A 25,345-nucleotide genomic window follows, 5' to 3' on the forward strand; every position below is an offset into this window, starting at 1 on the left:
CTAGTTATAAAGAAAAAACCCGCTGAGTACGCTCAGCGGGTTTTTTTTCGTTCAAGAACCCCGCAGGTTCGTGTCCACACTGTGGACCCTCGCCCCTGCGGGGTTTTTTGCGTTTGGGGCCGCAGGATTAGAGCAGCAGGGTGATCGAATCGTGCGGCGGTGGGCAGAGCCGGCGCGGCCCGGCCACATCCTACGATTCTTCGGAATCGGAGCAGCAGGGTGATCGAAGCGTAACCCGGTGGGCGGAGCCTGCGTGGCCCGGCCACACCCTACAAGCGCCTGAACCAAGGGGGCGGGGCGCAGTGCCTTATGGTGTCGCGCATCGCTGCACAGGCTGCTTGTCTGGCTGCGCCGGCACATCTCGGCAACCCGTGTACGATCGGGCGGTCGACGGGCCGGGGCATCGACTGCCGTGCTGGCCAGCGCGGTGAAAACCTTGCGGACAAAAAAAACCGCCGCGGCTTGCGCCGGGCGGTTTTTTAAGACGGACGCTGAATTAGCGGGTGACGGTGCGGGTGCCGACCAGTTCGATGGTCACGCGGCGGTTCTTCGCGCGGCCTGCTTTGGTTGCGTTGTCGGCCGCCGGCTGGGTTTCGCCCTTGCCTTCGGTGTAGACGCGTGCCGGGTCGAGGCCTTTCGACACCAGGTAGGCCTTCACGGCATTCGCACGGCGCAGCGACAGCTTGTCGTTGTAGGCGTTCGAACCGATCGAGTCGGTATGTCCAACGGCTACCATCACTTCAGGATTCATGCCCTGCAGCTTGGTCAGCAGGTCGTCGAGCGCTGCCTTGCCGTCCGGCTTGACGACAGCCTTGTCGAAGTCGAACAGCGCTTCGGCCGAGAACGAGACTTTTTCCGAGACTGGCTGTGGCTCAGGCGCTGGTGCGGGCGCTGCGGCGACCGGTTCCGGCTGAGGAGCCACGACCGGTGCCGGGGCGACATACGCTGCAGCCACTGGACGGCCGAACTTGTAGACGAAGCTGACCGACGCGGCATCGACGTTGCGACGGGTAGCGGCGGTATCGTCGGTGCGATAGCGCTCCACTTCCCAGCGCAGTGCGGCGGCTTCGGTCAGTTTGTATTCCACGCCGAGGCCGAACTTTGCGTTGGTTGCGCTGTCATCTGGCGACGCGTTGATGCCACCGCGGAGGCGGCTGCCGCCGAAGTCCGAGCTCGCCTTTGCATACTGCACGCCTGCGCGGCCCAGCAGCGACAGGCGCTGGGTCAGCGGGAACTGGCCGACGAGGTCCAGGTTTGCACCGCGGTATTTGGTTTCGCCGCGCAGCACGCCGTTATCGGTCGTGTTCGCGGTGAACTCGAACTTGCCCAGGTCGAAGTAGCCGCCCTCGATCGCGAAATAGCGGTTCAGTTGCTTGCCGGCGAACAGCTTGAAGCCCAGGCCGCGCTCGTCGCGGGTGAAGGTGCTGAGGCTTGCGCCCGCCGGCATCAGGTTGCGGACTACGCGCTGTTCGTCGATGTCGCCGCGCGAACCGACGATGCCGGCGCCCATGTACCAGGCACTGTTGGCCCAGTCCGGGTTGACGAAAATGGCGTCGTCCTGTGTCGTTGCCGACGTCTGCGCTTGGGCAGACACCATGGTTGCGCAGGCCAGTGCGATCAGTGCGGCGAGTTTGCTCGAGGTTTTCATAGGCTCTGTTTTTCTTTATTGAGGTTGCTGATGGGTTTTGGGTCAGAGTGACGCCAGCGCGCTGTTGTCCCTACCCGCAAGGGCGGCGGACTCCCCGAGATCCGAACTTGTTGGTGCACCGCGAGCACCGGACGATCGAGTTAGTTGGCGTTGAGTCAACTTCTGGGAGGAATTATTGCCTTTTGGCACCCCTCCTTCTGTGCGGTAGCGCTCATAGTAACAAGTATTTTTAAATCGCAAGAAAAACCGTGTGATTTTGGCCACTCGGACACGCTACCTGGCATCCCACAGCCCTTGATGCGAGGCAAGCGGGTGGCGGTCCGCAGCGCCAGTCGCGATCGTCCAATGAAAAAAGCCCGTCGGCATCGCTAACGGGCTTTTTCATTCGCTGCTCCCCGCCGGCCTCCCGGCGCAGGGCAATCGAGGCAGGAGGGGGCAGCTATGCTTACACACCCCAAAGGATGTCGGTGTGGTGGTCGCGCGCGGAACGCAGCATCTCGAGCATCGGATAGGCGCGCGTCGAGAAGCTGACCATTTCGACCTGTTCATGGTCGGGATCGTCTTCTTCGACCTGGTGGGCCTTGATGTCCTGTTCGACTACATCGGTGGGCTGGTGCTTGCGGCTTTCCTCGATTTCGTGTTCCAGCAGCTCGACGGCGCGCGCGGCTTCGGCCGAGGTAATGACGCCGATTTCCGGGTCCTTGTCGAGCAACTCGAGAATCCGTTTAGCGTGCTCCGAATACATCATCACGTCAGGATAGGATTTGCTTTTGAAGGTAATTAGCATGGTGCGGTCTCATTGTGTTTTCGTCGTAACTAAACGATAACACGCCTGTCGCCTTCGGTCATCTCTCGCACACCCTTCAGCGCGCACGGTGGCGCAGCAGCCAGGCCAGCAGCAGCGCCGCACAGACGACGCCCGAGGCCGCCCCGATGCCGACCACCGCCATCTCGCCAGGCACGGCGCCGGACCTGCCCAGCAGTAGCCAGGCCAGCGCGGCCCAGCCAAGCAGACTGCACACTTCCAGCAAGCTGGTCGCGATATTGCGTTTGCCGCGGGCCTTGAACTCGCTGCGTGTCGTCGGGCGGCCCGTCCACAGCGTGATCAGGGCAGCGCTTCCCGTCGCGCCGCACACCGTCATCGCCGCCAGTGCCCCGGCGAGCGGCGCCTGCAGCATCAGCCAAGCGAGGGGCGCAGCGACCAGCAGCAGCACCGGCGCGACCGCCGCGGCGAGTTTGGCGAGACGGATCGTGGCAGCCCTGGCGGGCGAAGTCTGCAGCAGATCCGGCGCGTCTTCCGCGAGCAGCACGATCCAGGCCAGCGCCGAGCTGAGCGAGCCGCACAGCATGGTCAGGCCGGCGCCGACGGCGGCAAGCTGCGGCGCCTTCTTGCTGAAGATAAGGACGCACAGGGGCAGCAGGTACAGCAACTGCAGCAATACCTGGGAGACCAGGTGCGGGTCGCGCCAGATCAGCCGCCATTCCTTGATGACGATGGTCAGAAACAGGCTGCGTTCGAACCGATACCGGACCGTTCCCGGCCGTCTCAAGGCGCGGCCGCCATCGGCTGCCTGCTGCAGGCCGTGAACGAAGAAGCGGTGGGTCAGCCCGACCGTGGCCCATGCCGCCAGCAGCCCGGCAAGGGCGATGAGCGCGACCTCGACGGGTTCGCCAAGCGCGGCGCGCGCGGGCAGCCACAAGGGGCTGCCGGCATCGATCCCGGCGCCCGCCTGCATCATCCGGGCGAAGATGGGCGGCGCTTGTCCATTGTCGGCCGACATGAAATTGCCGGCTTGGGACAGCAGGAACAACAAGGCGCCAGCGACCGCGCCGATGACCTGGGCCGCCACGCGTGTGCGCCGTGCGCCGAACAGGCGGACCAGCCCGAGGGTGAGCAGCATCGCGCACGAGGCCGCGATCGCCGCCATGGCCAGAAGCACCGGATAGAGCGCCAGCCAGCGCGCTTGCCCCAGCAGCAGGCCGACGTGGGCGAACGGCGCCAGGAAAAACAGGTACAGGGCCGTGGTCCCGAATGCGATGCCGGCCAGCTTGACGCTGAAAATGCTGCGCGAAGGCAGCGGCGACGAGAGCAGCAAATCCATGTCGCCGCGGTCGAACAGGGCCTCGACGCTGGCCTTCAGCGCGCTCGACAGCATGAACAGGAAGGTCGCCAGCAGCATCACACCGGCGATCACCACCATTTGCTGCGGCAGCGCGCCGGCGGCCGCGCCGGCCGCGCGCAGCAGGAAGAACGCGCCGGCGTGCAGCATCAGCCAGAGCAGCAGGCCGCCGCCGATGCTGCGCCAGCGCGCGCGCTGCTTGCCGCCAGGCTTGCCGGAGGAGAGCTTCGAGCGCCAGAACAGCCGCAGCTCGTGGCGCAGCAGCCAGGATGCCGATCCGGGCCTCGGACTCACGCCGCTCCCGTCAGCTGCAGGAACAGGTCCTCGAGGGTGGCGCCCGGCGCCTGTTCGCGCAGCTCTTCCAGCGTGCCCTGCGCAATCAGGCGGCCATGCTGGATGATCCCGATGCGCTGGGCGAGCCGCTCGGCGACTTCGAGGATATGGGTCGTGAGGATCACGGTGCCGCCGCCGGCCACATGCGAGAGCAGCAAATCCTTGACCTGGCGCGCGGCCGAGGCATCCAGGCCGGTCAGCGGTTCGTCGAGGATCAGGAGCTCGGGGTCGTGGATCAGCGCCCCGGCGAGCGCCAGCTTCTGTTTCATGCCGCGCGAGAACCCTTCGGTGAGCTCATGCGCATGCTGGGACAGGTCCAGCCACTCCAGCAGTTCGCGCGCCCGCGGTTCGGCCGCGCCCGCGTCCACTCCCCACAGCCCGGCCACGAATTCGAGGTATTCGACGGGCTTGAGCTTGCCGTACAACATCGGGTCGTCCGGCAGGTAGGCCATCCGGCGCTTGGCGCCTGCCGCATCCTGGGCCAGGTCGATGCCGAGCACCTCGATGCGGCCCGCGTCCGGCGCCAGCAATCCCGCCACCATGCGCAGGGTGGTCGTCTTGCCGGCGCCGTTCGGGCCGAGCAGCGCATAGAGCTCGCCGCGCCGTACCGTGAGGTCGAGCCCGTCCACTGCGGGACGCCCGAAATGCTTGCGCAAGCCCGTCAGCGACAGGGCAGGTGATGGCATCATTACAGCAGCTTGAATGAAGAAATGAACTGTTCGGTCTGCTCCGGCGTGACGGCGTTGGCGCCGCCCATGACGATGACTTGATAGAAGCGGTTACCTTGCGCCGCGAAATGACCGCGCAGCCGCATCGGCTGGCCGTTGGCCTGGCCCGTGGCCTCGATGTCGATGCGCGACTGCAGCGCGGCCGGCTGGCCCGTGCTGGCCGTCGCCGCGCTTTCGCGCGTCACGGTGGCGCCGAGATTGCGCACCAGCGCCGTCTTCATGTCGCCCAGCGCGGCCTGGGCGCGCGCCGGGTCCGGCGCCACGCCGGTGCCGACGGCAAAGGTCACGCCCTCGACTTCGGCCGCCGTCATCGTCATGTCCACCTTCATGCCGTTCAGGTCGACGCTGCGGGTGTGGGTCGCCGGCTTTGCCGGGAACATCACGCGGTAGGGCGCGTCGGGACTGGCGTAGTCGCGCCAGTTGTAGGTCGGGTTGCAGGCGGCCAGCAGCGTGCTGCCGGCGACGGCCAGGAGGAGGAGTTGTGTTCGCATGCGCCGATGGTAGCAGGGCGGATGCGCCCGCGCTACCGCCGGCCGGCAGCGCCCTCGGCGCCCGGCCGGCCCAGAATACTCAGGTGATGGCATAATGGAAACTCCGTGCCTCCCGCACCCTTGATAGGCTGAACCATGTTCGATCCCGCCATGTTCGACCCTTCGCTGTTAGGCCGCTTCTCGTTCGCTCACGCCGAACCGACCAAAGATCCGTTGACGCCGGGCCGCCATCACCTCGGCATCGCCGCCGAGCGCGACGCAGTGCTGTTCGTCCCCGAGGGGATCGACGAAGGCGCAAGCGTTCCGCTGTTCGTGATGTTTCATGGCGCCGGCGGTTTTCCCGAGAAGGTGCTGCCGTTCATCGAAGAACATGCGAAGCGCCACAAATTCCTGGTCCTGGCCCCGCATTCCATGTACGCCACCTGGGACATCGTGGTCGGCGGCCATGGCCCTGACCTCGAGCGGCTGCAACGGGCGCTGGCCGAAGTCGCATCGCGCTATCGGATCGACCGGAGCCGCCTCGCATTCGCCGGATTTTCCGATGGCGCGAGCTATGCGCTGTCGGTGGGCATCACCAACGGCGATATCGCCAGCCATATCATCGCGTTCTCCGGCGGATTCATGTCGATCTTCCAGCAGGAGGGCGCGCCGCAGGTATTCATCGCGCACGGCCTGGTTGACGAACAGCTGCCGATCGAGACCAGCGGGCGTGCCAACGCCACCCGGCTGAAGTCGGCCGGCTACGCGGTGCAGTACGTCGAATTTAACGGTTTGCATGTCATCGAGCCCGCCATCGTCGGCGTCGCCATCGAGTTCTTTCTCTCGCAATAGGAGTGCCGTGATGGATTTCGAAATACCGGAGCCGCTGATTCAGGCCCTGCTTGGGGTCATCGAATCGGGATCGCCGCTGGCAAAGCAATTGAACGAATACGGGGTCTGCCACGGCAACATGATCGTGCCCAGCAGGCTGTTCGATGCGAATGCGCTGAACACCCTTTACTCGCTGAGCAAGACGAGCAACGAGCGCGCGCTGATGTTCCAGATGCTGGCGCTCGACAATATCTATAACGCGCCGCAAGCCCGCACGATCCCGTCGCTCGACAAACTGGTGCCCGGTCTGGTCGCCTACCTGGCGCGCGACGCGATCGACGGCTGGCTGTACCGCCGCAACAAGGACGGCACGCTGCTGCCGTGGCTCGTGAATCGCCTGCGTTACGTCGAACCGGACCAGGGCATGCCCTACGTCGTCGTCGACATGCTGGCCAACACCATGCAGTCGTCCAACTCGGAGCGCAGCGACCCTCACCAGCGCCGTTCCGGCATGACGACGTCACTGGTATTCACCCGGCAGGACATCGTCAATCGCACCATTCCGGAACTACTGGCCGAGTTCGGCTTCTACAAGGAATGCGCGGAGTTCAAACAGGAATACGACGAGCACGCCCGGCGTTTCCTGCGCTTCCAGCCGCGCTTTGGCGCGCAGTTCGTCGTGACAAAGGCGGCGTTCACCATGGGTGCAAGCGGCGCCGCCGAACTGACGCGGATTACCGACGGGATGAGCGTGAAGTGCGTGAACGACGAGGAAACGCTCGAGCGCCGCTTCGAAATGACCAACGACGCCGGTTTCTGGCGCGATGCGGGCGTCCCGGCCGGCTTCGAAAAGATTCCGCTGCATTGCTACGTCTACCTGTTTCATCTCGAATGGCACCAGAATATCTGGGTGCATGTGCAGCACATGGCCGAATACCGGTACCAGCCCGACCTGCGCGACAAACTGGTGTTGCCCGACCATCACCGCGACCTGATCGACATCCTGACCTCGAACATGGATGTGTTCGTGCAGGATTTTGTGCCGGGCAAGTCCGGGGGGACGACGATCCTGTGCCAGGGTGCGCCCGGGCTTGGCAAGACACTGACTGCGGAGATCTATTCGGAAGTGGTGGGCAAGCCGCTGTACCGCGTTCATTCGGGACAGCTGGGGACGACGGCCGCCTCGGTCGGCGCAACCCTGTCGACGATTCTGCGGCGCGCGATGCGCTGGGAGGCGATCATCCTGCTGGACGAGGCCGACGTGTATATTCGTCGCCGCGACAACGATCTCGAGCACAACGCGATCGTCGCCGAGTTCCTGCGCACCCTCGAGTACTTCAACGGCCTGCTGTTCATGACAACCAACCGCATCGGCGATGTGGACGATGCGATCCTGTCGCGCTGCATCGCGACCATCCATTACGAGACGCCGCCGAAGCCGGACGCGGTGCGGCTGTGGAAGCTGCTTGCCGAACAGTTCGGCGCCGACCTCGACGACGAGCTGGTCGAAGCGCTGACGGCCGCGTACCCGGCTGCGAGCGGGCGCGACATCAAGGAACTGCTGAAGCTGGCGACGCGTTATTGCAAGGCCAAGCAGATCCCGCTTTCACCGGAAGCATTCCGGCTGTGCGCGCTGTTCCGCGGATACGCCTGAGGCATCACACAAGCGCGGCGGAGCGCCTATCGCTTGGCAGCGTGCTGCCGGCGACGGCCAACAGGAGGCGCTGTGCGCGTATGCGCAGATGGCCGCGCCGTCAGCGCTCCTGCAGGCCGCGCCGGTACGACACCGCCTCCGCCATGTGGGTGGCATCGATAGCCGGCGCGCCGGCCAGGTCGGCGATGGTGCGCGCCACCTTTAGCACCCGGTGGTAAGCCCGCGCCGACCAGTTCATCATCGACATGGCCGAGCGCAGCAGCTTGTCGCCGGCGGCGTCGGGCACGCACAGGCGGTCGATCTCGTGGGTGGAGAGGCGCTGGTTCGGCTTGCCCTGACGCGCCAGCTGCAGCGCGTGCGCCGCGGCCACCCGCCCGGCGATGGCGGCGCTGCTTTCGCCGTCGGCCTGCGCGCTCATGGCGGCGGGCGACATGGCGCCGACCTCGATCTGCATGTCGATGCGGTCGAGCAGGGGGCCGGAAATGCGGTCGCGATAGCGTTGCGCGCTCTCGTTGGTGCAGCGGCATTTGCCCGATGGGTGGCCCTGCCAGCCGCAGGGGCAGGGATTCATCGCGGCGATCAGCTGGAAGCGCGCGGGAAAGTCGGCCTGGTGCGCCGCGCGCGAGATGGTGATCACGCCCGATTCGAGCGGCTGGCGCAGCACCTCGAGCACCTTGCGGTCGAATTCCGGCAGTTCATCCAAGAACAGCACGCCGCAATGGGCCAGCGACACCTCGCCGGGACGCGGCAGATTGCCGCCGCCGACCAGGGCCACGCCGGAACTGGTGTGGTGCGGACTGCGAAACGGCCGCGAGCGCCAGCGCTCGGCCGAAAAGCTGCCGGTGAGCGATTGCACGGCAGCCGCTTCCAGCGCTTCCTCATCCGTCATCGGCGGCAGCAACCCGGGAAAGCGCGAAGCGAGCATGCTCTTGCCGGCGCCGGGCGGGCCGACCAGCAGGATCGAATGGTTGCCCGCCGCGGCGATCTCGAGCGCGCGCTTGGTGTGGACTTGGCCCTTGACGTCGGAAAAGTCGGGATAGCGCGGCGGCAGCAAGGGGCGGCTCGGGTGGTAGCGGGGCAGGCGCGCGCTGTCGTCCTGTGCGGCGAAGTGGGCGCACACCTCGAGCAGGGTGTCGGCCGGGTGGATGCTGGCGTCGGCCACCAGCGCCGCCTCGTCCGCGTTGCTTTTCGGGAGGATGAACGCGCGCTGGGCGTCACCCGGACGCACGCCGCGGCCGATCGCAAACGTCATCGCCAGCGCGCCCCGTACCGGGCGCAGCTGGCCCGAGAGCGACAGTTCGCCGGCGAATTCGTACCGGTCCAGCTCGTTCGAGGGAATCTGTCCGGAAGCGGCCAGGATGCCGAGCGCGATCGGCAGGTCGAAACGGCCGGATTCCTTCGGCAGGTCCGCCGGGGCCAGGTTGATCGTGATGCGGCGCGAGGGAATGTCGAAGCCGACGTTTTGCAGCGCCGCCCGCACCCGGTCCTTGGCTTCGCGCACCTCGGCGTCGGGCAGGCCGACGATCGTGAGCGACGGCAAGCCGTTGGCAAGGTGGACTTCGACGCTGACGGCGGGTGCTTCCATGCCGGCCAAGGCACGGCTGCGTAACACGGCGAGACTCATGGGATTCCTGGCGAATGCGGGACTGCCCAGATGGTGCGCCGCCGTGGGAGCGTCGCATTGAGCGCTGCCAACCGTGCGCAAGGCACGAGAAAACGCGAACGGGGCGCGCCGGCCGCTCCCGCTCAGACCTCGCGCAAGGTCACGACCGGCATTGTCAGCTCGCGTTTGTCCTTGAAGTAGGCGACGTCGAACAGCGCGGCCGCGCCGACTACCTCCTTGCCGAGCTGGCGCAGCAGGGAGGCGGCAGCTTCGATCGTTCCGCCCGTCGCCAGTACGTCATCCACGATCAGCACGCGATCGCCCTTGATGCGGCTGGGCTGAATCTCGATCGTCGCGCTGCCGTACTCGCGTTGGTAGTCGATCCGGACCGGGTCCCCCGGCAATTTTCCCGGCTTGCGTGCCATGGCGAATCCAATCGCACGCTTGTAGGCAAGCGCGCCGGCGACCATGAATCCTCGCGCATCCATCGCCAGCACGAAGTCGAAGTGCAGGTGCGCGGTCCTCTCGTAGAGCGCATCGATGGCGAGCTGCCAATGAAGGGGATTGTCGAAGATGCAGCCGACGTCGATGAAGTTGACGCCGGGCTCCGGGAAGTCCTTGAAGAATTCCAGCGGAACGAGTTCGAAGGCGGTCATATTGTCCTTGCTGTGAATGGGGCGGCACGCAGCCGAATTCTACCAGTGACCTGGATGAAGGCGCGTGGGACGCCGGCGCCGGCGGCGGGGCGCTGCCTGGTCGGCAAGGGCAGGGCCGGACGGCGAGACGCAGCACATCCTGACGGGGAATGCGTGGAGGAGAGAGCTATCGGCTTGACTCGATACGCACCTATTTCCCCGCTATTCACCGTGCCTGAATAATGTGGCATGTGCGGATACATTTTTTCGCTTTTGCTTCTTTAAAACTTTCTCCAGCATTGACTTCCAGCAAGCCGAGCTTCATTGTTTGAGTTCCAAATAGGGGTTGCAATGAACCGCGTCAAAGCATTCGATAGCGTTCCTTGCTCCATGCGGAATAAACGGTTAATTAACCGTTTTTCTTCGTTCACATAAATATATTGGGACATAAAAAAGTGAAAGTTCTCGTTGCGTTGATGGTAAGTGCCGGCGTCCTGTCGCCGGTGTTCGCTGCAGGTCCCGCCACCCCGGCAGCGGCGGTCCAGGCCAGGTCGGGCGCGCACAATGTGCCGGCCAAGGTGGCTTCGGTCGAGGGCATTACGGAATACCGGCTGGGCAATGGCCTGCGCGTGCTGCTGTTCCCGGACGCGTCCAAGCCGACCCTGACGACGAATATGGTCTATATGGTCGGTTCGCGCCACGAAAACTATGGCGAGACCGGCATGGCGCACCTGCTGGAACACCTGCTGTTCAAGCCCACCGCCAATTTCGGCGTCAAGAAAGGCACGAAAAGCCCGGTCGAAATCCTGAATGGCCTGGGTGCCGACTTCAACGGCACGACCTGGTACGACCGCACCAATTATTACGCGACCTTCCCCGCGAACGACGATAACCTGCGCACGATGCTGGCGCTGGAAGCGGACCGCATGATCAACGCCCCGATTTCCCAGGACGACCTGTGGAACACCAAGACGAACAAGGGCGAGATGACGGTCGTGCGCAACGAATTCGAGATCGGCGAGAGCAACCCGATCCGCGTCACGCTGCAGCGCCTGCAGGCGGTCGCCTTCGACTGGCACAACTACGGCAAGTCGACCATCGGCGCCCGTTCCGACATCGAACAGGTGAACATCCCGCGCCTGCGCGCCTTCTACAAGCAGTACTACCAGCCCGACAACGCGGTGCTGATCGTGGCCGGCCGCTTCGACGAAGCCAAGGTGCTGGCGCAGGTGAACACCCTGTTCGGCAAGATTCCGAAACCGTCGCGCGTGATCCAGCCGACCTATACGGCCGAGCCGGTGCAGGACGGCGAGCGCTCCGTTGCCGTGCGCCGCGCCGGGGGCACCCAGTACGTCGGAGCCGGCTACCACATCGCGCCGGGCGGGCACCCGGACGCTGCCGCGCTCCAGGTGCTGGCGCGCGTGCTGACCGACGCCCCATCGGGCCGCCTGCACAAGGCACTCGTGGAAACCAAGCTGGCGACCGGCGTCCACGTCGTCTCGAACAGCAACCTCGAGCCTGGCTACGGCGTGTTCGGCGCCGTGGTGCCGAAGGGCCAGCCGCTGGCGCCGGTCCAGGACACGCTGATCAAGGTGCTGGAAGACCTGAAATCGCATCCCGTGACCGAGGAAGAAGTCGCCCGGGCGCGGCAGGTGATCCTGAAGAACGTCGAGCTGGCGCTGAACGACAGCGCCGGCCTGACGATCGCCCTGACCGAAGCCATGGCGGCCGGCGACTGGCGCCTGTTCTTCGTGAACCGCGACCTGGTCGAAAAGACCGATGCCAAGGCAGTGCAGGCGGCCGCCGACAAATACCTCAAGGCCTCGAACCGTACGCTCGCCGTGTTCGTGCCGACCGACGCCCCGGACCGCACCGAGGTGCCGGGCAAGACCGACATCGCCGCCGTGGTCAACGACTACAAGGGCAGGACGGTGGTGGCGCAGGGCGAGGTCTTCGATCCGAGCCCGGCCAACATCGAGGCGCGTACCCAGCGCTTCACGCTGGCCAACGGCCTGAAGGGCGCGCTGCTGCCGAAGAAGACCAAGGGCAACCTGGTGACCGCGACGATCCGCCTGCGCTTCGGCACCGAAGAGGCGCTGCGCAACAAGGCCACCGCCGGCGGCTTCACGGCCGGCCTGCTGAGCTATGGCACCCAGGAGAAAACGCGCCAGCAGCTGAAGGACATGTTCGACAAGCTCAAGGCCCAGACCCGCGTCTCGGGCGGCGCCGAAGTCCTGACCGCGTCGGTGACGACCACCCGCGACAACCTGCCGGCGGTGATGGACCTGGTGGCGGAGATGCTGAAAAAGCCGGCCTTCGCGGCGACCGAATTCGGCGAGTTCCAGCGCGCGCGCGTGAATGCGACCGAGCAGTCGATTCCGGAACCGAATCCGCAGGCCAGCGTCGCGCTCGGGCGCCTGCTCGACACGACGCCGGAAGGCCACGTCAAGCACGTGATGACCCTGCAAGAGCAGTTGGCCGCCCAGAAGGCCGTCACCGTGGAGGACGTGAAAGCCTTCCACAGCGCCTTCTACGGCGCCGACAACGCCACCTTTGCCGCGGTCGGCGACTTCGATCCGGCCGCGCTCAAGGCCCAGGTCGAGCGCCTGTACGGCAACTGGAACGCGCGGCAGAAGTACGTGCGCGTGCCCGCCGCCGTGAAACCGGTCGCCGGCCAGGCCATGGCGCTGGAAACCCCGGACAAGGCCAGCAGCATGTTGCTGGCCGTGCACCCGGTGCCGATGAAGGACGACGCCAAGGCCTATCCGGCGCTGGTGATGGCGAACTACATGCTGGGCGGCGGCGCGCTGCGTTCGCGCCTGGCCGACCGCATCCGCCAGAAGGAGGGCCTGTCCTACGGCGTCGGCTCGCAGTTGAACATCCCGGAGCGCGACGCTGCCGGCATGTGGATCGCGTATGCGATGAGCGCGCCGCAAAACGCGTCGAAGGTGGAGGCGGTGCTGCGCGAGGAGCTCGAGCGGGCGGTCAAGGAAGGCTTCACCGAAGCGGAACTGGTCGAGGCGAAAAAGGGCTGGCTGCAGGGCGAGGAAGTGTCGCGCACCTCCGACGAGTCGCTCGCCGGCGCCCTGTCCGAGTACCTGTCGCTGGAGCGGACGATGAAGTTCGATGCAGCCGTCGAAGACCAGGTGCGCAAGCTGACGCTGGCCCAGGTCAACGATGCGATGCGCGAGTTCATCAAGCCGGGCGCGATCTCGGTCGTGAAGGCGGGTGACTTCGCCAAGGCAGGCAAGGAAGTGGTGGGCGGCGCCAAGTAAGCACAGGCTATCCTGAAAAACAAACGCCCGGGTGCATGCGCTGACCCGGGCGTTTTTTATGGCGCGTCTCCCAAAGCCTGCTGGAGTTCAGGTCAACCGGCGTCTTGCCCGCTTGCTGCAAACGACGGCCCGGCCAGGGAGTGCAAGTGCTCCTTGACCCCGGCCGGCCACGGCGCAATCAGCTCGCCAAAACGCGCCGCGTCGCCCGCGAACAGCGCCCGCGACGCTTCCTCGAAGCCGGGCGCATCGCCCGCCAGCTCGTGCATGAAGCGGTAAGCGGAATCGCGCGCCTCGCGCCGGGCGTCGGCGCCGCTGGCGTCGCGCGAGGCGTGTTCGACCAGCTTGCGCAGCGCCACCGAGGCGCCGCCCGGCTGGGCAGCCAGCCATTCCCAATGGCGCGGCAGCAGGGTCACTTCGCGCGCGATCACGCCCAGTTTCGGGCGGCCGGCGCTGCGCGCCGGCGCGCGCGGGATGCGCCGCAGCACGTCTTCTTCGCTACCCGTGAAATCGATGTCGACCGGCCGGCTGCTCGCCAGGTCCAGGACGGCGATCGAACGGTCGGTGCCGCGGTCGAGCGCCGCCTTGGCCGCGCGGATCACGTCGATCAAGGGGCCCTTGGCCAGGAGTTCGGTTCCGGCAAAGGCGATGCAATGGGTCGGCAACATGGTGCTTCCTCTCATGTGGGGTCTCCCCGGGAGGGGAGCATGATGGAATACTACCCGGGTAAAATTTAAATGGCAATTAAATCCGGGTAAAATTGATGCAGCCGTCAACGGCGGCGTGGCTTGCGCTTATTTGTCGAGCAGTGCCGCTGCCTTGTCGGTCACGTCGATCGACGGCCGGTGCCAGATCGTGCGGGTCAGCACCAGGTCCACGCCGAGCTGGCTGGGCAGCGCCAGCACGATGGCGTGGATACGCTGGGCGAGGGCGGTCCGTTCGGCCTCGTTGCGTTCGGCCAGGTCCTCGCTGATTTGCGCCTGCGCGCGCCGCACTTCGCGTTCGAGTTCGCCCACCGCGCGCTCGCGCAGCAGGTATTCGCGGTCGCTCAGGTTCGGCGCGTCCCTGCCCAGCTTGTCGGACATCTCGCGCAGCTGGCGTAGCTGGGCTTGCACCCGCTGGCGGCGCGGCGCGAAATCCTTCTCGATCCTGGCGGCCACCGCGCGCGCGCGGGCCGATTCGAGCATCAGGCGCTCGACGTCGACGACGGCGACCCGCGCCCCGGCCGCCAGCGGCGCACCAAGGGGCGCCAGCATGCCCAGCGCCAGGCAAAGCGCCGCCGCGATCCTGGACGGGGAAGGGCGGAAGGTAAGGGCGCTCCGGCTGGCGCGCCCGGTCGGGCGATAAAGCGACATCATGTGCGGTCTTTCAGGGAAGAGTCTGGAGCAGGTGCCGTCCAGATGACGGCCGAGGCGTCGTCGGCGCGTTTCACCGCCATGTTGCCCTCGGCCGGGCGTGCCAGCTCGAACTGGCGCAGTTCGCGCATCGGCGCGGCGAGGCCCTCGCGGCGGCAGCGCCGGCCCAGGTCCTCGAGCGTGGTCAAGCCGTAGGGATCGACCAGGCGGTAAAAGCCGTCCGTCATCGCCAGCACGGCGGCATCGAGCGGCAGGCGCAGCGCATGTTCGCGCGCGGCGAATTCGCCCTGCGGCGCCAGGCACAGCACGTCCGGCGCGGGAGCGGCGTGCTGGGATTCACGGCGCGCGCGCAGCATCGGCAGCAGGCGCGCGCGGCGCTGGCCCGGGTCGGTGACGTCTTGCTGCGCCAGGGCCGTCATTGCTTCCTGCAGCACGTCCTCGTATGGATTCACATACGGATCGAGGTCGGCGACAGTGCCGTCCGCATGCACGGCAAAGGCCTTGCAGTCGCCCAGGCAGTAGAGCGACACGGCGAGATGATCGTCCTCGACGCGGATCCGGAGCCAGGTCATGGCCGCCAGCGGCTGGGCGTAGGGCGGCACGGCGCGCCCGCCGGTGGCCGCCAGCCAGGCCTGGCGCACGGCCGCGCTGGCGCGCCGCACCGCCACGGCCTGCGGCACGCCGGGGCCGATCGCCTGCTCCAGCGCGTCGGCGAAGGACTGCGCGAACCAGGCCACGTCGCCGCGGGACGGATCGGCATAGTCGGCATCCGCCACCGAGGTCGCACCGTCGAGCACGACGATGTCGGTCCATCCGTGCCCCTCGATCACCCGCACGAGGTCTTCGTTGATGCCGCTGTCGGGCGAGCAGGAAAGATGTTCGGTGGTCATGCGCGTCAGGATTCAATGCCAGATTGCATGATGGTATCACTGGACGGCAGGATGGACGGACGCGTCAGCCGCATTCCCCTACATATTGGCAATTGTCGCAACGGGTGCAGCCCTCGGCCTTGCGCAGCGCGCGCGCACCGCATTCGGGGCATTTCGCGGCCGAGCTTGACGAGCCCGCGCCGGGCGCCGGCGCTGCCTGCGGCATGGCCGGGCCGAGCGACAAGGCCGCATCGGGCGTGGCCGTGCGCGCCGCCAGCCGGCTGGCCAGCTGCGGTACCGGCACCCCGTTGCCTTGGGCGTCGAGGAAGCCACGGTTGATGAGGATGCGCTGCAGCATGAAGCCGACGGCGGCCGCTTCCGAGTCGTGGAACACCGGCACCCGCGTGCCATCCTCGCGGGTCAGGAAGCCGCAGCGCACCGGCCCCTTTTCCCAGACCACGTCGCGCATGTCGGCCAGTGCCTTGGCGAGTGGGCCGCCGGCGCGCGCCAGCATCGACAGCAGGCGCATCGAGGAGGTGATCCATTGCTGGCCTTCGGTGCGCTGGCCGGCCGGCATGAAGAATTCGAACGGACGCTCGATCGTCACCGGCACGCCCTCGTGCAGGCCCTCGACGCGGATGAAGCTGACCGTCAGGTACACGGTGCGGCGTCCCTCCTGCGTCGAATACTCGACCTTCGAGGTCACCGATTCCAGTTCTCCCAGCGGGCGTCCCTCGAAGCGCTTGCGCAGCGGGTCGCCGTCCGGCGCCGCCGGGTTGTCGGGCTGGGGCACAGGCTCAGGTAAGCTGCCCGGCACGCTGTCCAGCACGCTGCCGAGCACCGTGTTCGGCCGGTAGGTCGCCAGCCCCTTCAATCCGGCGCGCCAGGCTTCCAGGTACAGGCCGCGGAAGTCGTCGTAGGGATAGTCGGCCGGCACGTTGACCGTTTTCGAGATCGAGGTGTCGATGAAGGGCTGCACCGCCTCGAGCATGCGCAGGTGGTCGACGGCGCGCATCTGCAGGGCGGTCACGAAGGGCGGCGGCAGCGCGTCCAGGCTGGCATCGGGATGCCGGCGGCGGTACAGGCGCCAGGCGTGGTCCTCGACCTCGTAGGCGCGCATGGTGTCGTCCGGCATGCGCTTCTTGCGCTGGTAGGTCCAGGAATAGGCCGGCTCGATGCCGTTCGAGGCGTTGTCGGCAAAGGCCAGCGAAATGGTACCGGTCGGCGCGATCGACAGCAGGTGCGAGTTACGGATGCCGTGCCGGCGGATCGCTTCGCGCAAGGGCTCGGGCAGGCGCGCGGCGAAACCGCCCTCGAGGTAGCGCTCGGCGTCGAACAGGGGGAAGGGGCCTTTTTCGCGCGCCAGTTCGATCGAGGCCGCGTAGGCCGCATCGCGCAGGGCTTGCGCGATGCGCGCGGCCAGCGCCCGGCCTTCCTCGGCATCGTAGCGCAGGCCGAGCATGACCAGGGTGCTGCCCAGCCCCAGGAAGCCGAGCCCGATGCGGCGCTTGGCGCGCGCTTCGGCCGCCTGCTGCGGCAACGGCCATTCGGTCGCGTCGAGCACCAGGTCGAGCATGCGTACCGCCACCGTCGCCACCTCGCGCAGGCGCTCGAGGTCGAAGCGCGCCTTGGCGCTGAACGGATGCTCGACGAAGGCGGTGAGATTGACGGAGCCGAGGTCGCAGCAGCCGTAGGCGGGTAGCGGCTGCTCGCCGCAGGGATTGGTGGCGCGCAGCTGCTCGCAGTACCAGAGGTTGTTTTCCTCGTTCATGCGGTCGATGAACAGCACGCCCGGCTCGGCGTGGTCGTAGGTCGAGGCCATGATCCGGTCCCAGAGCGCCCGCGCGCGCACGCTGCGGTAGACCCACAGGCCGTCCTCGCGTTGCCGGGTGCCGGCCGCGCGCTGGTCGGCGCCCGGCTCGGCGCGGTGCACCAGCTCGAAGGCGCCGTCCTCCTCGAGCGCCTGCATGAAGGCGTCGCTGACGCCGACCGAGATGTTGAAGTTGGACAGGCCGCCGGCGTCCTTGGCGGCGATGAAGCGTTCGATGTCGGGGTGGTCGATGCGCAGCACGCCCATCTGGGCGCCGCGGCGGGCGCCGGCCGATTCCACCGTTTTACAGGAGGCGTCGAACAATTCCATGTACGAGACCGGGCCGGAAGCGCGCGAGCGGGTGCCGTGCACCACCGCGCCGAACGGGCGGATGGCGGAAAAATCGTAGCCGACGCCGCCACCGCGGCGCATCGTTTCGGCCGCTTCCGCGAGCGCCGTATAAATGCCGGGCAAGCCGTCGTCGCTACCGGTAACGGAGTCGCCGACCGGCTGCACGAAACAGTTGATGAGGGTGGCCTTGATGTTCAGGCCGGCGGCGGAATTGATGCGTCCGCCCGGGACGAAGCCCTGTTCCTGGGCCCACAGAAAACGGGCGGCGAATTCCGCGCGGCGCGCGGCGGGTTCCAGGGCGGCGAGCGCATCGGCCACGCGGCGGCGCACGTCGGCGATCGAGGTCTCGCTGCCCTTCGCGTATTTCTCGCGCAGTACGTCGATCGAGACCTCCTGGGGAGGCAAGTCGCGTGCGAGCAGTTTGTCGTTTGCATTCATGTTGCCGCCTCCCTGGTAGAGCACGACATGCATGCCGCGGGGATCAGATTTTGGGTGCCGTTTCCGTCAGCCGCGCTTCCAGCTCGGCCACGCGCAGCTCGAGCGCTTCGAGCTTGGCGCGGGTCTTTGCCAGCACCTGGGCCTGGATGTCGAATTCTTCGCGCGTCACCAGGTCGAGCTTGGAAAAGCCCTGGGTCATCATCGCCTTGACGTTGCGCTCGATGTCCTTGGCGGGACCGCTTTCCATCGCCTGGTTGATCTTGCCCTGCAAATCGTTGAAGAAATTGTTCATTGCCGTTCGTCCTGGTAAATGCCGGCCGGCGCACCAGGGTGGTGCGCTGCGGGCTGGTTTGGTGCGCTTCCCCGCTCGACACCGCCGGCACGCACGCATTTGTGATGTTTGAAACCAAAAATGGGGCGGATGCGCCGGAAATCAAGCACATGACTGGCCGCTGCTGCTGGCACGCATTCTGCTAAAGGAAGGGTAAAACCGATTGTAAACCATCTGTCCATCCATCCAGTCCATAACGAGGGGAAGCTCATGAAGGCAGCAGCGACAACATCAGGCAAGGCAGCAGCCTTGGTACTGGCAATGATGGGAAACGGCATGGCGCAGGCGCAGGAGGCGCCGGCCGCAGAGCACAGCGTCGCGTACAACGCGGCGCTGACCAGCGAATACCGCTACCGCGGCCTGTCGCAGAGCCGCTTCGACCCGGCGCTCCAGGGCGGCGTCGACTATACCCACAATCCCAGCGGTTTGTATGCCGGCACCTGGCTGTCCACCATCAAGTGGACCCGCGACCTGGGCGGCGACGGCAATGTAGAGGTCGACCTGTACGCGGGCAAGCGCGGCCAGCTGAGCGAGGCCATCAGCTACGACGTCGGCGGCCTGTATTACTGGTATCCGTCGAACCACCTGCAGCCGAATGCGAACACGTTCGAGCTCTACGGGCAGGTCGGCTTCGGCCCCGCCTACCTGAAGTATTCGCATGCGACCACGAACCTGTTCGGCACCTCGAACAGCAAGCAGAGCGGCTACCTGGACCTGGGCGCCAACCTGCCGCTGATGGAAGGGCTGCTGCTGAACCTGCACGTCGGGCGCCAGCGCGTAAAGCACAACGGGGCGCTCTCGTACACCGACTACAAGGTCGGCCTGACCAAGGACCTGGGCGTCGCCAGCGTCTCGCTGGCCTGGATCCGGGCCGACACCGAGAATTATCTCAGCCCGCAAGGCCGCAACCTGGGCAAGTCGGCGGCCGTGCTGTCCGTATCAAAAACTTTTTGAAAGAGGCAATGCGATGAAACTCATTACCGCCATCATCAAGCCCTTCAAGCTCGACGAAGTGCGCGAAGCCCTGTCCGACATCCACGTCCAGGGCATGACGGTGACCGAAGTAAAAGGCTTCGGCCGCCAGAAGGGACATACCGAACTCTACCGGGGAGCCGAGTACGTGGTCGACTTCCTGCCGAAGATCAAGATCGAGGCCGCGGTGGACGACGCCATCGCCGACCAGGTCATCGATGCCATCCAGGGCGCGGCGCGCACCGGCAAGATCGGCGACGGCAAGATCTTCGTGTCCGACCTCAACCAGGTCATCCGTATCCGTACCGGCGAGACCGGCAACGACGCACTGTAAGGGGAGCGCAATGAACCGAACGATTGTTAAAATCCTGGGTATGGCTTTGGCGCTGGGCATTTCTCTGCCGGCAATGGCGGCCCCTGCGATCAACAAGGGCGACACCGCCTGGATGTTCGTCGCGACGCTGCTCGTGATCATGATGTCGATCCCGGGCCTGGCGCTGTTCTACGGCGGCCTGGTGCGTGCCAAGAACATGCTGTCGATCCTGTTGCAGGTCTTCATGATCTTCTCGATCATCATCGTGCTGTGGTGCCTGTACGGCTATTCGCTGGCCTTTACCGGCGGTAACCCCTTCATCGGCGGCTTCGACCGCGCCTTCCTGAACGGCATCTACGACCCGGCCGCGGGCGTCTTCAGCATGGCCGCCACCTTCAGCAAGGAGACGATGATTCCGGAGTTTATCTTCGTCGCCTTCCAGGGCACGTTTGCCGCCATTACCTGCGGCCTGATCGTCGGCGCCTTTGCCGAGCGCGCGCGCTTTGCCGCCGTGCTGCTGTTCATCGTGCTGTGGTTTACCTTTGGCTACCTGCCGGTCGCGCACATGGTCTGGTTCTGGGCCGGTCCCGATGCGATTACCGACGCCGCCTCGCTCGCCACCGTCACGGCGGACGCCGGCTGGCTGTGGCAGAAGGGCGCGCTCGACTTCGCGGGCGGTACCGTGGTGCACATCAATGCGGCGGTGGCCGGCCTGGTCGGTGCGTATGTCATCGGCAAGCGCGTCGGCTACGGGCGCGAATCGATGGCCCCGCATTCGATGACCATGACCATGATCGGCGCCTCCCTGCTGTGGGTGGGCTGGTTCGGCTTCAATGCCGGCTCGGCGCTGGAAGCGGGCGACATCGCGGCGCTGGCCTTCGTCAACACGCTGCTGGCGACCGCTGCCGCCACCGTCGCCTGGACCCTGGGCGAGTGGATCACCAAGGGCAAGCCCTCGATGCTGGGCGGCGCCTCCGGCGCGGTGTCGGGCCTGGTGGCGATCACCCCGGCCTGCGGTTTCGTCGGCCCGATGGGTGCGCTCGTCATCGGCCTGGTCGGCGGCATCGTCTGCCTGTGGGGCGTGAACGGCTTGAAACGCATGCTGCGCGTCGACGATTCGCTCGACGTGTTCGGCGTGCACGGTGTCGGCGGCATCGTCGGCGCCTTGCTGACGGGCGTGTTCGCTGCGCCGCAACTGGGCGGGCAGGGGATCTGGGATTACATCGCCAACAAACCCTCCACCGACGTGTATTCGATCGGGCACCAGGTCTGGGTGCAAGCCCAGGCCGTGGGCGTGACCATCATCTGGTCGGCCCTGGTCGCCTATGCCGCCTTCAAGCTGGTGGACCTCACGATCGGCCTGCGCGTGCCGGAAGAGCAGGAACGCGAGGGCCTGGACCTGACCAGCCACGGCGAACGGGCTTATCATTCGTGAGACCGGCCCGCGGATGAAAAAAGCCGCGGGAAAAGAACAACGAGGCGCCTGCGGGCGCCTTTTTGTTTTACCTTATCAGCATAGTGGTCCTGCTATTTTTCCTTGCAGTGCAACATAAGCCTTTAAAATGGTGAGTATTGCCCCAAAATAAAAGCACCCATTGCCAAGAAGCCAATAAGGACGCCCACTTTCATGGTTCCGCACCTCGCTACCGCCCTGACCGGCCCGCTGCTCGACTTAGAAAAAAAGATCCTCGACGCCACCCCGGCGATCGAGCGCTGGTTCCGCCTCGAGTGGCAGGAGCATACGCCGCCCTTCTATTGCTCGGTCGACCTGCGCAATGCCGGCTACAAGCTGGCGCCGGTCGACACCAACCTGTTCCCCGGCGGCTTCAACAACCTGGGGACCGAAATGCTGCCGCTGACCGTGCAGGCGGCGATGGCCGCGATCGACAAGTACTGCCCGGACGCGCGCAACCTGCTCCTGATTCCGGAAACGCAGCCGCGCAACCCGCAATACCTGCAAAACGTCGCGCGCCTGATGCAGATCTTCCGCCAGACCGGCCTGCACGTGCGCCTCGGTTCGCTGTCGCCGGACGTGACCCAGCCGACGCCGCTGGCGCTGCCGGACGGGAACATGCTGGTCGTCGAGCCCCTGGTGCGCTCGCCGAACGGGCGGCGCCTGGGCCTGGCCGATTTCGATCCCTGCACCATCCTGCTCAACAACGATTTGTCGGCGGGCATTCCTGCCATCCTGGAAAACATCCACGAGCAGTCGCTGCTGCCGCCGGTCCACGCCGGCTGGGCGATCCGCCGCAAGAGCAACCACTTCAAGGCCTTCGATGAGGTGGCGAAGAAGTTCGGCAAGCTGATCGACATCGACCCGTGGATGGTCAACCCGCTGCATGCCAAGGTCAGCGAGGTCGACCTGGCCCACGACCAGGGCACCGAGGCGCTGGCCGACGCGGTCTCGGCGCTGCTTTCGAAGATCAAGAAGAAGTACAAGGAATACGGCATGAAGGACCAGAAACCCTTCGTGATCGTGAAACCGGACGCCGGCACCTACGGCATGGGCATCATGACGATCAAGGACGCGAGCGAAGTACGCGACCTGACGGCGAAGCAGCGCGAAAAGATGTCGGTCGTAAAAGATGGCCTCGCCGTCACCGACCTGATCGTGCAGGAAGGCGTGCCGACCTTCGAGAAGATCGACGATGCGGTGGCCGAGCCGGTCGTGTACATGATCGACCGCTATGTCGTCGGCGGCTTCTACCGCGTGCACGCCGAGCGCGGCGTCGACCAGAACCTGAACGCGCCTGGCTCGCAATACGTACCGCTCGCTTTTGCCCAACAGCACGCGGTGCCGGATTTGAAGGCCAAGCCGGGCACGGCGGCGCCGAACCGGTTCTATGTGTATGGCGTCGTGGCGCGCTTGGGCTTGCTGGCGGCGTCGCTCGAGATGGAGCGGACCGATCCGAACCCGGAAGTATACTGAGGGCGTCGCACGCAGTTCGCGTGGTCTCTGGCGGCGCGGCTGTGCTCGGCTTTCAACGCGTGGAGTCCCGACTCCACGCTGTCGTATGTGGAACCCGTTCAGGCTTCCTTCTGCACCAAATAAAAGAAATGCGAGCGCAGCGGTGGCGCCAGGGCGGCCAGGGCTTCGCTCACCAGCGCCGGCAGCGGCGCCAGCGCCCGGCCGATGGGTGGGGCCAGCAGCAGGCTGGCATAGTGCTGCCGCTGCCCGGGCCAGTAAGCATCGAGTTCGGCGCGGGTGACCTTGCGCACGTGGGGATTGCGCGGGTTGTTGTAGCGGAAGTCGAACACCAGGCACCAGCCGCCGGGCTGTAACACGCGCCACATGTCGGCCGCCAGCTGCTGGCGCAGGTCGGGAGCGAGGATCGAGGACAGCACCGTTTGCGCGCTGACGAGGTCGGCGCTGGCGGACGGTAGCGCGCTCAGCGGCCCGCAATGCCAGCGCACGCCCGGTGCGGTGCGCGCTTCGGCGAGCTCGAGCCGGTCGGGCTGGAGCTCGGTGCCGACCAGCTGGCTGGGCGTGGCGCCCCAGTCGATGAGCTGGCGCAGGAAGCCGCCGCTGCCGCAGCCGACATCGACGGCGCGCAAGCGGCCGAGGTCGGTGCCGACGGTGGCGGCGAGCATGCGCGACAAGGTGCGCGTGTACATGGCGTCCTGCACGGCGATCTCGGGCCGGTGCCATGCATAGCGCGCCAGGGCAGCGCCGCCGTGCCAGCCGCGGTAGACCCGGGCAATGCGGTCGCGTTCGGATTGTCCATCGAGTTGAGCGTCCATTCCTCCATGGTCGCCCGCCTGAATGCGCGAAGTTTTGCGCGCGCTCATGCGGGTGCCCGATCCAGCGCAATTTGCTCATTTGTATTATGTGCCCTGTGGAATTCTTCCCGGCGGGGCCGCTGCCCGCGTCCATTCGGGTTTCGGGCTAAAATCGAGGGCATTATCCCCACTGGACCCACCATGAAAATCGCTTTCCTCGCCGATCCGCTCGCGGGCTTCAAGATCTACAAGGACTCGACCTTCGCGATGATGCGCGAGGCGGCACGGCGCGGCCATGCCATCTACGCCTTCGAACAACGCGACATGGCGCTGGAAAACGGCGTCGTCAGCGCCGAGGCCGCGCGCATCCACCTGACCGGCGAGCAGGACCCGTGGTACCGCGCCGACACCGCCATCGATACCCCATTGGGCGAGTTCGACGCCATCATCGAGCGCAAGGATCCGCCCTTCGACATGGAGTACGTGTACGGCACCTATTTGCTGGAACTGGCAGAGAAGCAGGGCGTGCGCGTGTTCAACCGGCCGTCGGCGATCCGCGACCATAACGAAAAGCTCGCGATCGGCCAGTTCAGCCAATTTACGTCGCCGACCCTGGTCAGCTCCTCGGAAAAGCGCCTGCGTGCCTTCCACGCCAAGCACGGCGACGTGATCTTCAAGCCGCTCGACGGCATGGGCGGCGCCGGCATCTTCCGCGTGAAACAGGATGCGATGAACCTGGGCGCGATCATCGAGACCCTGAGCGAGAACGGAAAACGCACCATTATGGTGCAAAAATACATTCCCGAGATCGTCAAGGGCGACAAGCGCATCCTCGTCATCGGCGGCAAGCCGGTGCCGTTTACGCTGGCGCGCATTCCGCAGGGGACCGAAGTGCGCGGCAACCTGGCGGCCGGCGGCGTCGGCGTGGCCCAGCCGATCACCGAGCGCGACCGCGAGATCGCCGAGAGCCTCGGTCCATTGCTGGCCGAGCGTGGCCTGTTGCTGGTAGGATTAGACGTGATCGGCGATTTCCTGACCGAAGTAAACGTGACCAGTCCGACCTGCTTCCAGGAGATCACCGACCAGACGGGTTTCGACGTGGCCGCGATGTTCATCGATGCGGTAGAGAAGGCAACCGGAAAGTAGACATGGTAGGTATCTTGCTCCTGACCCACGCACCACTGGGCCAGGCATTCATTGCGGCGGTCGCGCACGTGTTTCGCGGGCCGACCGAACGCTTCGAGGCGATCGACGTCGCCGCCGACGAGGACACCCACGCCGTCCACGAACGCGCGCGCGAAGCCATCGCGCGTCTGGACGAAGGTGACGGCGTGCTCGTCATCACCGACATCAAGGGCGGCACCCCGGCCAACTGCTGCAATTCGCTGGCCCTGGCCGGCCATGTGGAAGTCATTGCCGGAATCAGCCTGCCGATGCTGCTGCGCGCGATCACCTACCGCCGCGACACCCTCGACGTGGTGGTGGAGATGGCGCTGGCCGGCGCCCAGAACGGCGCGGTACGCGTGGACAATCGCATCCGGGTCGGCTGATGCCGGAGCGTGCTGCTGGAAGCGCAGTTCTGACGAACCAAACTAAAACGAGAACATGATTCAACAAGAACTTGAGATCATCAACAAACTGGGCCTGCATGCCCGCGCATCCGCCAAATTCACCCAGCTGGCCGCGAAGTACAAGAGCGACGTCTGGCTCACCCGCAACGGCCGCCGCATCAACGCCAAGTCGATCATGGGCGTGATGATGCTGGCCGCCGGCAAGGGCGCGAAAGTGACCCTGGAAGCCGACGGTCCGGACGAGAACGAGGCCCTGGCCGCGCTGGCCGGCCTCGTCAACGACCGGTTCGGCGAAGGCGAGTAATGCCGGATTCCGGCCGC

Annotated in this window: 24 protein-coding genes; 10 read left to right on the forward strand and 14 right to left on the reverse strand. The window is 65.9% G+C overall.

Annotated features, from left to right (window positions below; all coding sequences use genetic code 11):
• Positions 1-496: 496 nt before the first annotated feature.
• The 5 genes from ACFPAH_RS22485 to ACFPAH_RS22505 form a co-directional block, all read right to left on the reverse strand.
• A complete protein-coding gene (locus tag ACFPAH_RS22485) occupies positions 497-1,648 on the reverse strand; it encodes an OmpA family protein (protein WP_379749790.1) in 1,152 nt (383 codons plus the stop codon).
• Positions 1,649-2,093: 445 nt separating this feature from the next.
• The gene (locus tag ACFPAH_RS22490) at positions 2,094-2,435 is read right to left on the reverse strand and encodes a DUF1840 domain-containing protein (RefSeq protein ID WP_379749792.1); all 342 of its coding nucleotides are present in this window, start codon (positions 2,433-2,435) and stop codon (positions 2,094-2,096) included.
• A gap of 76 nt (positions 2,436-2,511) precedes the next feature.
• Positions 2,512-4,062: a hypothetical protein gene (locus tag ACFPAH_RS22495; protein WP_379749794.1), complete on the reverse strand. Its 1,551-nt coding sequence runs from the start codon at positions 4,060-4,062 to the stop codon at positions 2,512-2,514.
• Complete coding sequence (locus tag ACFPAH_RS22500; RefSeq protein ID WP_379749796.1) at positions 4,059-4,790, reverse strand: ABC transporter ATP-binding protein; 732 nt, start codon at positions 4,788-4,790, stop codon at positions 4,059-4,061. Before ACFPAH_RS22500 ends, ACFPAH_RS22495 begins: the two co-directional genes overlap by 4 nt.
• Positions 4,790-5,320 (reverse strand): hypothetical protein, encoded by a 531-nt coding sequence (locus ACFPAH_RS22505; RefSeq protein WP_379749798.1) that lies wholly within the window; start codon positions 5,318-5,320, stop codon positions 4,790-4,792. Before ACFPAH_RS22505 ends, ACFPAH_RS22500 begins: the two co-directional genes overlap by 1 nt.
• 150 nt (positions 5,321-5,470) lie before the next feature.
• On the opposite strand from ACFPAH_RS22505, the gene ACFPAH_RS22510 reads away from it, so the two are divergent.
• Positions 5,471-6,151 (forward strand): alpha/beta hydrolase, encoded by a 681-nt coding sequence (locus ACFPAH_RS22510; protein ID WP_379749843.1) that lies wholly within the window; start codon positions 5,471-5,473, stop codon positions 6,149-6,151.
• 10 nt (positions 6,152-6,161) lie between these two features.
• Positions 6,162-7,784 carry an AAA family ATPase gene (locus ACFPAH_RS22515; RefSeq protein WP_379749799.1) on the forward strand — a complete coding sequence of 541 codons (1,623 nt, stop codon included), beginning with the start codon at positions 6,162-6,164 and terminating at the stop codon, positions 7,782-7,784.
• A 100-nt stretch (positions 7,785-7,884) separates the two neighbouring features.
• Here the strand turns inward: ACFPAH_RS22515 and ACFPAH_RS22520 are convergent, their stop codons facing one another.
• Together ACFPAH_RS22520 and ACFPAH_RS22525 are read right to left on the reverse strand one after the other, a co-directional pair.
• A complete protein-coding gene (locus ACFPAH_RS22520) occupies positions 7,885-9,408 on the reverse strand; it encodes a YifB family Mg chelatase-like AAA ATPase (RefSeq protein WP_379749801.1) in 1,524 nt (507 codons plus the stop codon).
• Between the two features lie 122 nt (positions 9,409-9,530).
• Positions 9,531-10,043 (reverse strand): adenine phosphoribosyltransferase, encoded by a 513-nt coding sequence (locus ACFPAH_RS22525; protein WP_379749803.1) that lies wholly within the window; start codon positions 10,041-10,043, stop codon positions 9,531-9,533.
• A 434-nt stretch (positions 10,044-10,477) separates the two neighbouring features.
• Here ACFPAH_RS22525 and ACFPAH_RS22530 point away from each other — a divergent pair, with 434 nt between their 5' ends.
• The gene (locus ACFPAH_RS22530) at positions 10,478-13,297 is read left to right on the forward strand and encodes a M16 family metallopeptidase (protein ID WP_379749805.1); all 2,820 of its coding nucleotides are present in this window, start codon (positions 10,478-10,480) and stop codon (positions 13,295-13,297) included.
• Positions 13,298-13,389: 92 nt separating this feature from the next.
• Here the strand turns inward: ACFPAH_RS22530 and ACFPAH_RS22535 are convergent, their stop codons facing one another.
• The 6 genes from ACFPAH_RS22535 to ACFPAH_RS22560 all read right to left on the reverse strand — a co-directional run bounded on the left by ACFPAH_RS22535 (position 13,390) and on the right by ACFPAH_RS22560 (position 18,726).
• Entirely contained in the window at positions 13,390-13,962 is a 573-nt protein-coding gene (locus tag ACFPAH_RS22535; RefSeq protein ID WP_379749807.1) for a DUF2239 family protein, read from the reverse strand.
• Between the two features lie 126 nt (positions 13,963-14,088).
• Positions 14,089-14,652 (reverse strand): OmpH family outer membrane protein, encoded by a 564-nt coding sequence (locus ACFPAH_RS22540; RefSeq protein WP_379749809.1) that lies wholly within the window; start codon positions 14,650-14,652, stop codon positions 14,089-14,091.
• Positions 14,649-15,539: a protein phosphatase 2C domain-containing protein gene (locus tag ACFPAH_RS22545; protein WP_379749811.1), complete on the reverse strand. Its 891-nt coding sequence runs from the start codon at positions 15,537-15,539 to the stop codon at positions 14,649-14,651. Before ACFPAH_RS22545 ends, ACFPAH_RS22540 begins: the two co-directional genes overlap by 4 nt.
• Positions 15,540-15,603: 64 nt before the next feature.
• On the reverse strand, positions 15,604-18,117 hold the full coding sequence (locus ACFPAH_RS22550; RefSeq protein WP_379749813.1) for an adenosylcobalamin-dependent ribonucleoside-diphosphate reductase: 2,514 nt from the start codon (positions 18,115-18,117) through the stop codon (positions 15,604-15,606).
• Positions 18,118-18,160: 43 nt separating this feature from the next.
• Positions 18,161-18,409, reverse strand: coding sequence for an accessory factor UbiK family protein (locus tag ACFPAH_RS22555; RefSeq protein ID WP_379749815.1), 249 nt, complete (start codon positions 18,407-18,409; stop codon positions 18,161-18,163).
• Positions 18,406-18,726: a hypothetical protein gene (locus ACFPAH_RS22560; protein ID WP_379749849.1), complete on the reverse strand. Its 321-nt coding sequence runs from the start codon at positions 18,724-18,726 to the stop codon at positions 18,406-18,408. Before ACFPAH_RS22560 ends, ACFPAH_RS22555 begins: the two co-directional genes overlap by 4 nt.
• On the opposite strand from ACFPAH_RS22560, the gene ACFPAH_RS22565 reads away from it, so the two are divergent.
• The 4 genes from ACFPAH_RS22565 (at position 18,659) to gshA (ending at position 22,662) form a co-directional block, all read left to right on the forward strand.
• Positions 18,659-19,402, forward strand: a complete 744-nt coding sequence (locus ACFPAH_RS22565; RefSeq protein ID WP_379749817.1) for a TorF family putative porin — start codon at positions 18,659-18,661, stop codon at positions 19,400-19,402. The genes ACFPAH_RS22560 and ACFPAH_RS22565 overlap by 68 nt on opposite strands.
• A 13-nt stretch (positions 19,403-19,415) precedes the next feature.
• Positions 19,416-19,754: a P-II family nitrogen regulator gene (glnK, locus tag ACFPAH_RS22570; RefSeq protein ID WP_379749819.1), complete on the forward strand. Its 339-nt coding sequence runs from the start codon at positions 19,416-19,418 to the stop codon at positions 19,752-19,754.
• A gap of 40 nt (positions 19,755-19,794) precedes the next feature.
• A complete protein-coding gene (gene amt, locus ACFPAH_RS22575) occupies positions 19,795-21,168 on the forward strand; it encodes an ammonium transporter (protein ID WP_379749845.1) in 1,374 nt (457 codons plus the stop codon).
• A 192-nt stretch (positions 21,169-21,360) separates the two neighbouring features.
• The gene (gene gshA, locus ACFPAH_RS22580) at positions 21,361-22,662 is read left to right on the forward strand and encodes a glutamate--cysteine ligase (protein ID WP_379749821.1); all 1,302 of its coding nucleotides are present in this window, start codon (positions 21,361-21,363) and stop codon (positions 22,660-22,662) included.
• Positions 22,663-22,760: 98 nt separating this feature from the next.
• Here gshA and ACFPAH_RS22585 read toward each other — a convergent pair whose 3' ends face one another.
• Complete coding sequence (locus ACFPAH_RS22585) at positions 22,761-23,474, reverse strand: class I SAM-dependent methyltransferase (RefSeq protein WP_379749823.1); 714 nt, start codon at positions 23,472-23,474, stop codon at positions 22,761-22,763.
• Between the two features lie 180 nt (positions 23,475-23,654).
• Here ACFPAH_RS22585 and gshB point away from each other — a divergent pair, with 180 nt between their 5' ends.
• The 3 genes from gshB to ACFPAH_RS22600 are packed head-to-tail and all read left to right on the forward strand — an operon-like array spanning position 23,655 to position 25,328.
• Positions 23,655-24,599 (forward strand): glutathione synthase, encoded by a 945-nt coding sequence (gene gshB / locus ACFPAH_RS22590; protein WP_379749825.1) that lies wholly within the window; start codon positions 23,655-23,657, stop codon positions 24,597-24,599.
• 2 nt (positions 24,600-24,601) lie between these two features.
• The gene (locus tag ACFPAH_RS22595; RefSeq protein ID WP_379749827.1) at positions 24,602-25,003 is read left to right on the forward strand and encodes a PTS sugar transporter subunit IIA; all 402 of its coding nucleotides are present in this window, start codon (positions 24,602-24,604) and stop codon (positions 25,001-25,003) included.
• A 55-nt stretch (positions 25,004-25,058) separates the two neighbouring features.
• Entirely contained in the window at positions 25,059-25,328 is a 270-nt protein-coding gene (locus tag ACFPAH_RS22600) for an HPr family phosphocarrier protein (protein ID WP_379749829.1), read from the forward strand.
• The last annotated feature ends 17 nt before the right edge of the window (positions 25,329-25,345 follow it).

It is taken from the genome of Massilia sp. GCM10023247 (genome assembly GCF_042653325.1).
Lineage (GTDB): Bacteria > Pseudomonadota > Gammaproteobacteria > Burkholderiales > Burkholderiaceae_D > Telluria.

Bases quoted from the DNA above. Each gene is read 5' to 3' on its own strand.
- ACFPAH_RS22565 (WP_379749817.1), top strand. From the start codon at position 18,659: ATGAAGGCAGCAGCGACAACATCAGGCAAGGCAGCAGCCTTGGTACTG.
- ACFPAH_RS22545 (WP_379749811.1), bottom strand. From the start codon at position 15,539: ATGACCACCGAACATCTTTCCTGCTCGCCCGACAGCGGCATCAACGAA.
- ACFPAH_RS22485 (WP_379749790.1), bottom strand. From the start codon at position 1,648: ATGAAAACCTCGAGCAAACTCGCCGCACTGATCGCACTGGCCTGCGCA.
- ACFPAH_RS22600 (WP_379749829.1), top strand. From the start codon at position 25,059: ATGATTCAACAAGAACTTGAGATCATCAACAAACTGGGCCTGCATGCC.
- ACFPAH_RS22510 (WP_379749843.1), top strand. From the start codon at position 5,471: ATGTTCGACCCTTCGCTGTTAGGCCGCTTCTCGTTCGCTCACGCCGAA.
- ACFPAH_RS22515 (WP_379749799.1), top strand. From the start codon at position 6,162: ATGGATTTCGAAATACCGGAGCCGCTGATTCAGGCCCTGCTTGGGGTC.
- gshA (WP_379749821.1), top strand. From the start codon at position 21,361: ATGGTTCCGCACCTCGCTACCGCCCTGACCGGCCCGCTGCTCGACTTA.
- gshB (WP_379749825.1), top strand. From the start codon at position 23,655: ATGAAAATCGCTTTCCTCGCCGATCCGCTCGCGGGCTTCAAGATCTAC.
- ACFPAH_RS22595 (WP_379749827.1), top strand. From the start codon at position 24,602: ATGGTAGGTATCTTGCTCCTGACCCACGCACCACTGGGCCAGGCATTC.
- ACFPAH_RS22500 (WP_379749796.1), bottom strand. From the start codon at position 4,790: ATGATGCCATCACCTGCCCTGTCGCTGACGGGCTTGCGCAAGCATTTC.
- ACFPAH_RS22555 (WP_379749815.1), bottom strand. From the start codon at position 18,409: ATGAACAATTTCTTCAACGATTTGCAGGGCAAGATCAACCAGGCGATG.
- ACFPAH_RS22520 (WP_379749801.1), bottom strand. From the start codon at position 9,408: ATGAGTCTCGCCGTGTTACGCAGCCGTGCCTTGGCCGGCATGGAAGCA.
- ACFPAH_RS22560 (WP_379749849.1), bottom strand. From the start codon at position 18,726: ATGCCGTTTCCCATCATTGCCAGTACCAAGGCTGCTGCCTTGCCTGAT.
- ACFPAH_RS22585 (WP_379749823.1), bottom strand. From the start codon at position 23,474: ATGGACGCTCAACTCGATGGACAATCCGAACGCGACCGCATTGCCCGG.
- ACFPAH_RS22490 (WP_379749792.1), bottom strand. From the start codon at position 2,435: ATGCTAATTACCTTCAAAAGCAAATCCTATCCTGACGTGATGATGTAT.
- ACFPAH_RS22550 (WP_379749813.1), bottom strand. From the start codon at position 18,117: ATGAATGCAAACGACAAACTGCTCGCACGCGACTTGCCTCCCCAGGAG.
- ACFPAH_RS22540 (WP_379749809.1), bottom strand. From the start codon at position 14,652: ATGATGTCGCTTTATCGCCCGACCGGGCGCGCCAGCCGGAGCGCCCTT.
- ACFPAH_RS22505 (WP_379749798.1), bottom strand. From the start codon at position 5,320: ATGCGAACACAACTCCTCCTCCTGGCCGTCGCCGGCAGCACGCTGCTG.
- ACFPAH_RS22535 (WP_379749807.1), bottom strand. From the start codon at position 13,962: ATGTTGCCGACCCATTGCATCGCCTTTGCCGGAACCGAACTCCTGGCC.
- amt (WP_379749845.1), top strand. From the start codon at position 19,795: ATGGCTTTGGCGCTGGGCATTTCTCTGCCGGCAATGGCGGCCCCTGCG.
- ACFPAH_RS22525 (WP_379749803.1), bottom strand. From the start codon at position 10,043: ATGACCGCCTTCGAACTCGTTCCGCTGGAATTCTTCAAGGACTTCCCG.
- glnK (WP_379749819.1), top strand. From the start codon at position 19,416: ATGAAACTCATTACCGCCATCATCAAGCCCTTCAAGCTCGACGAAGTG.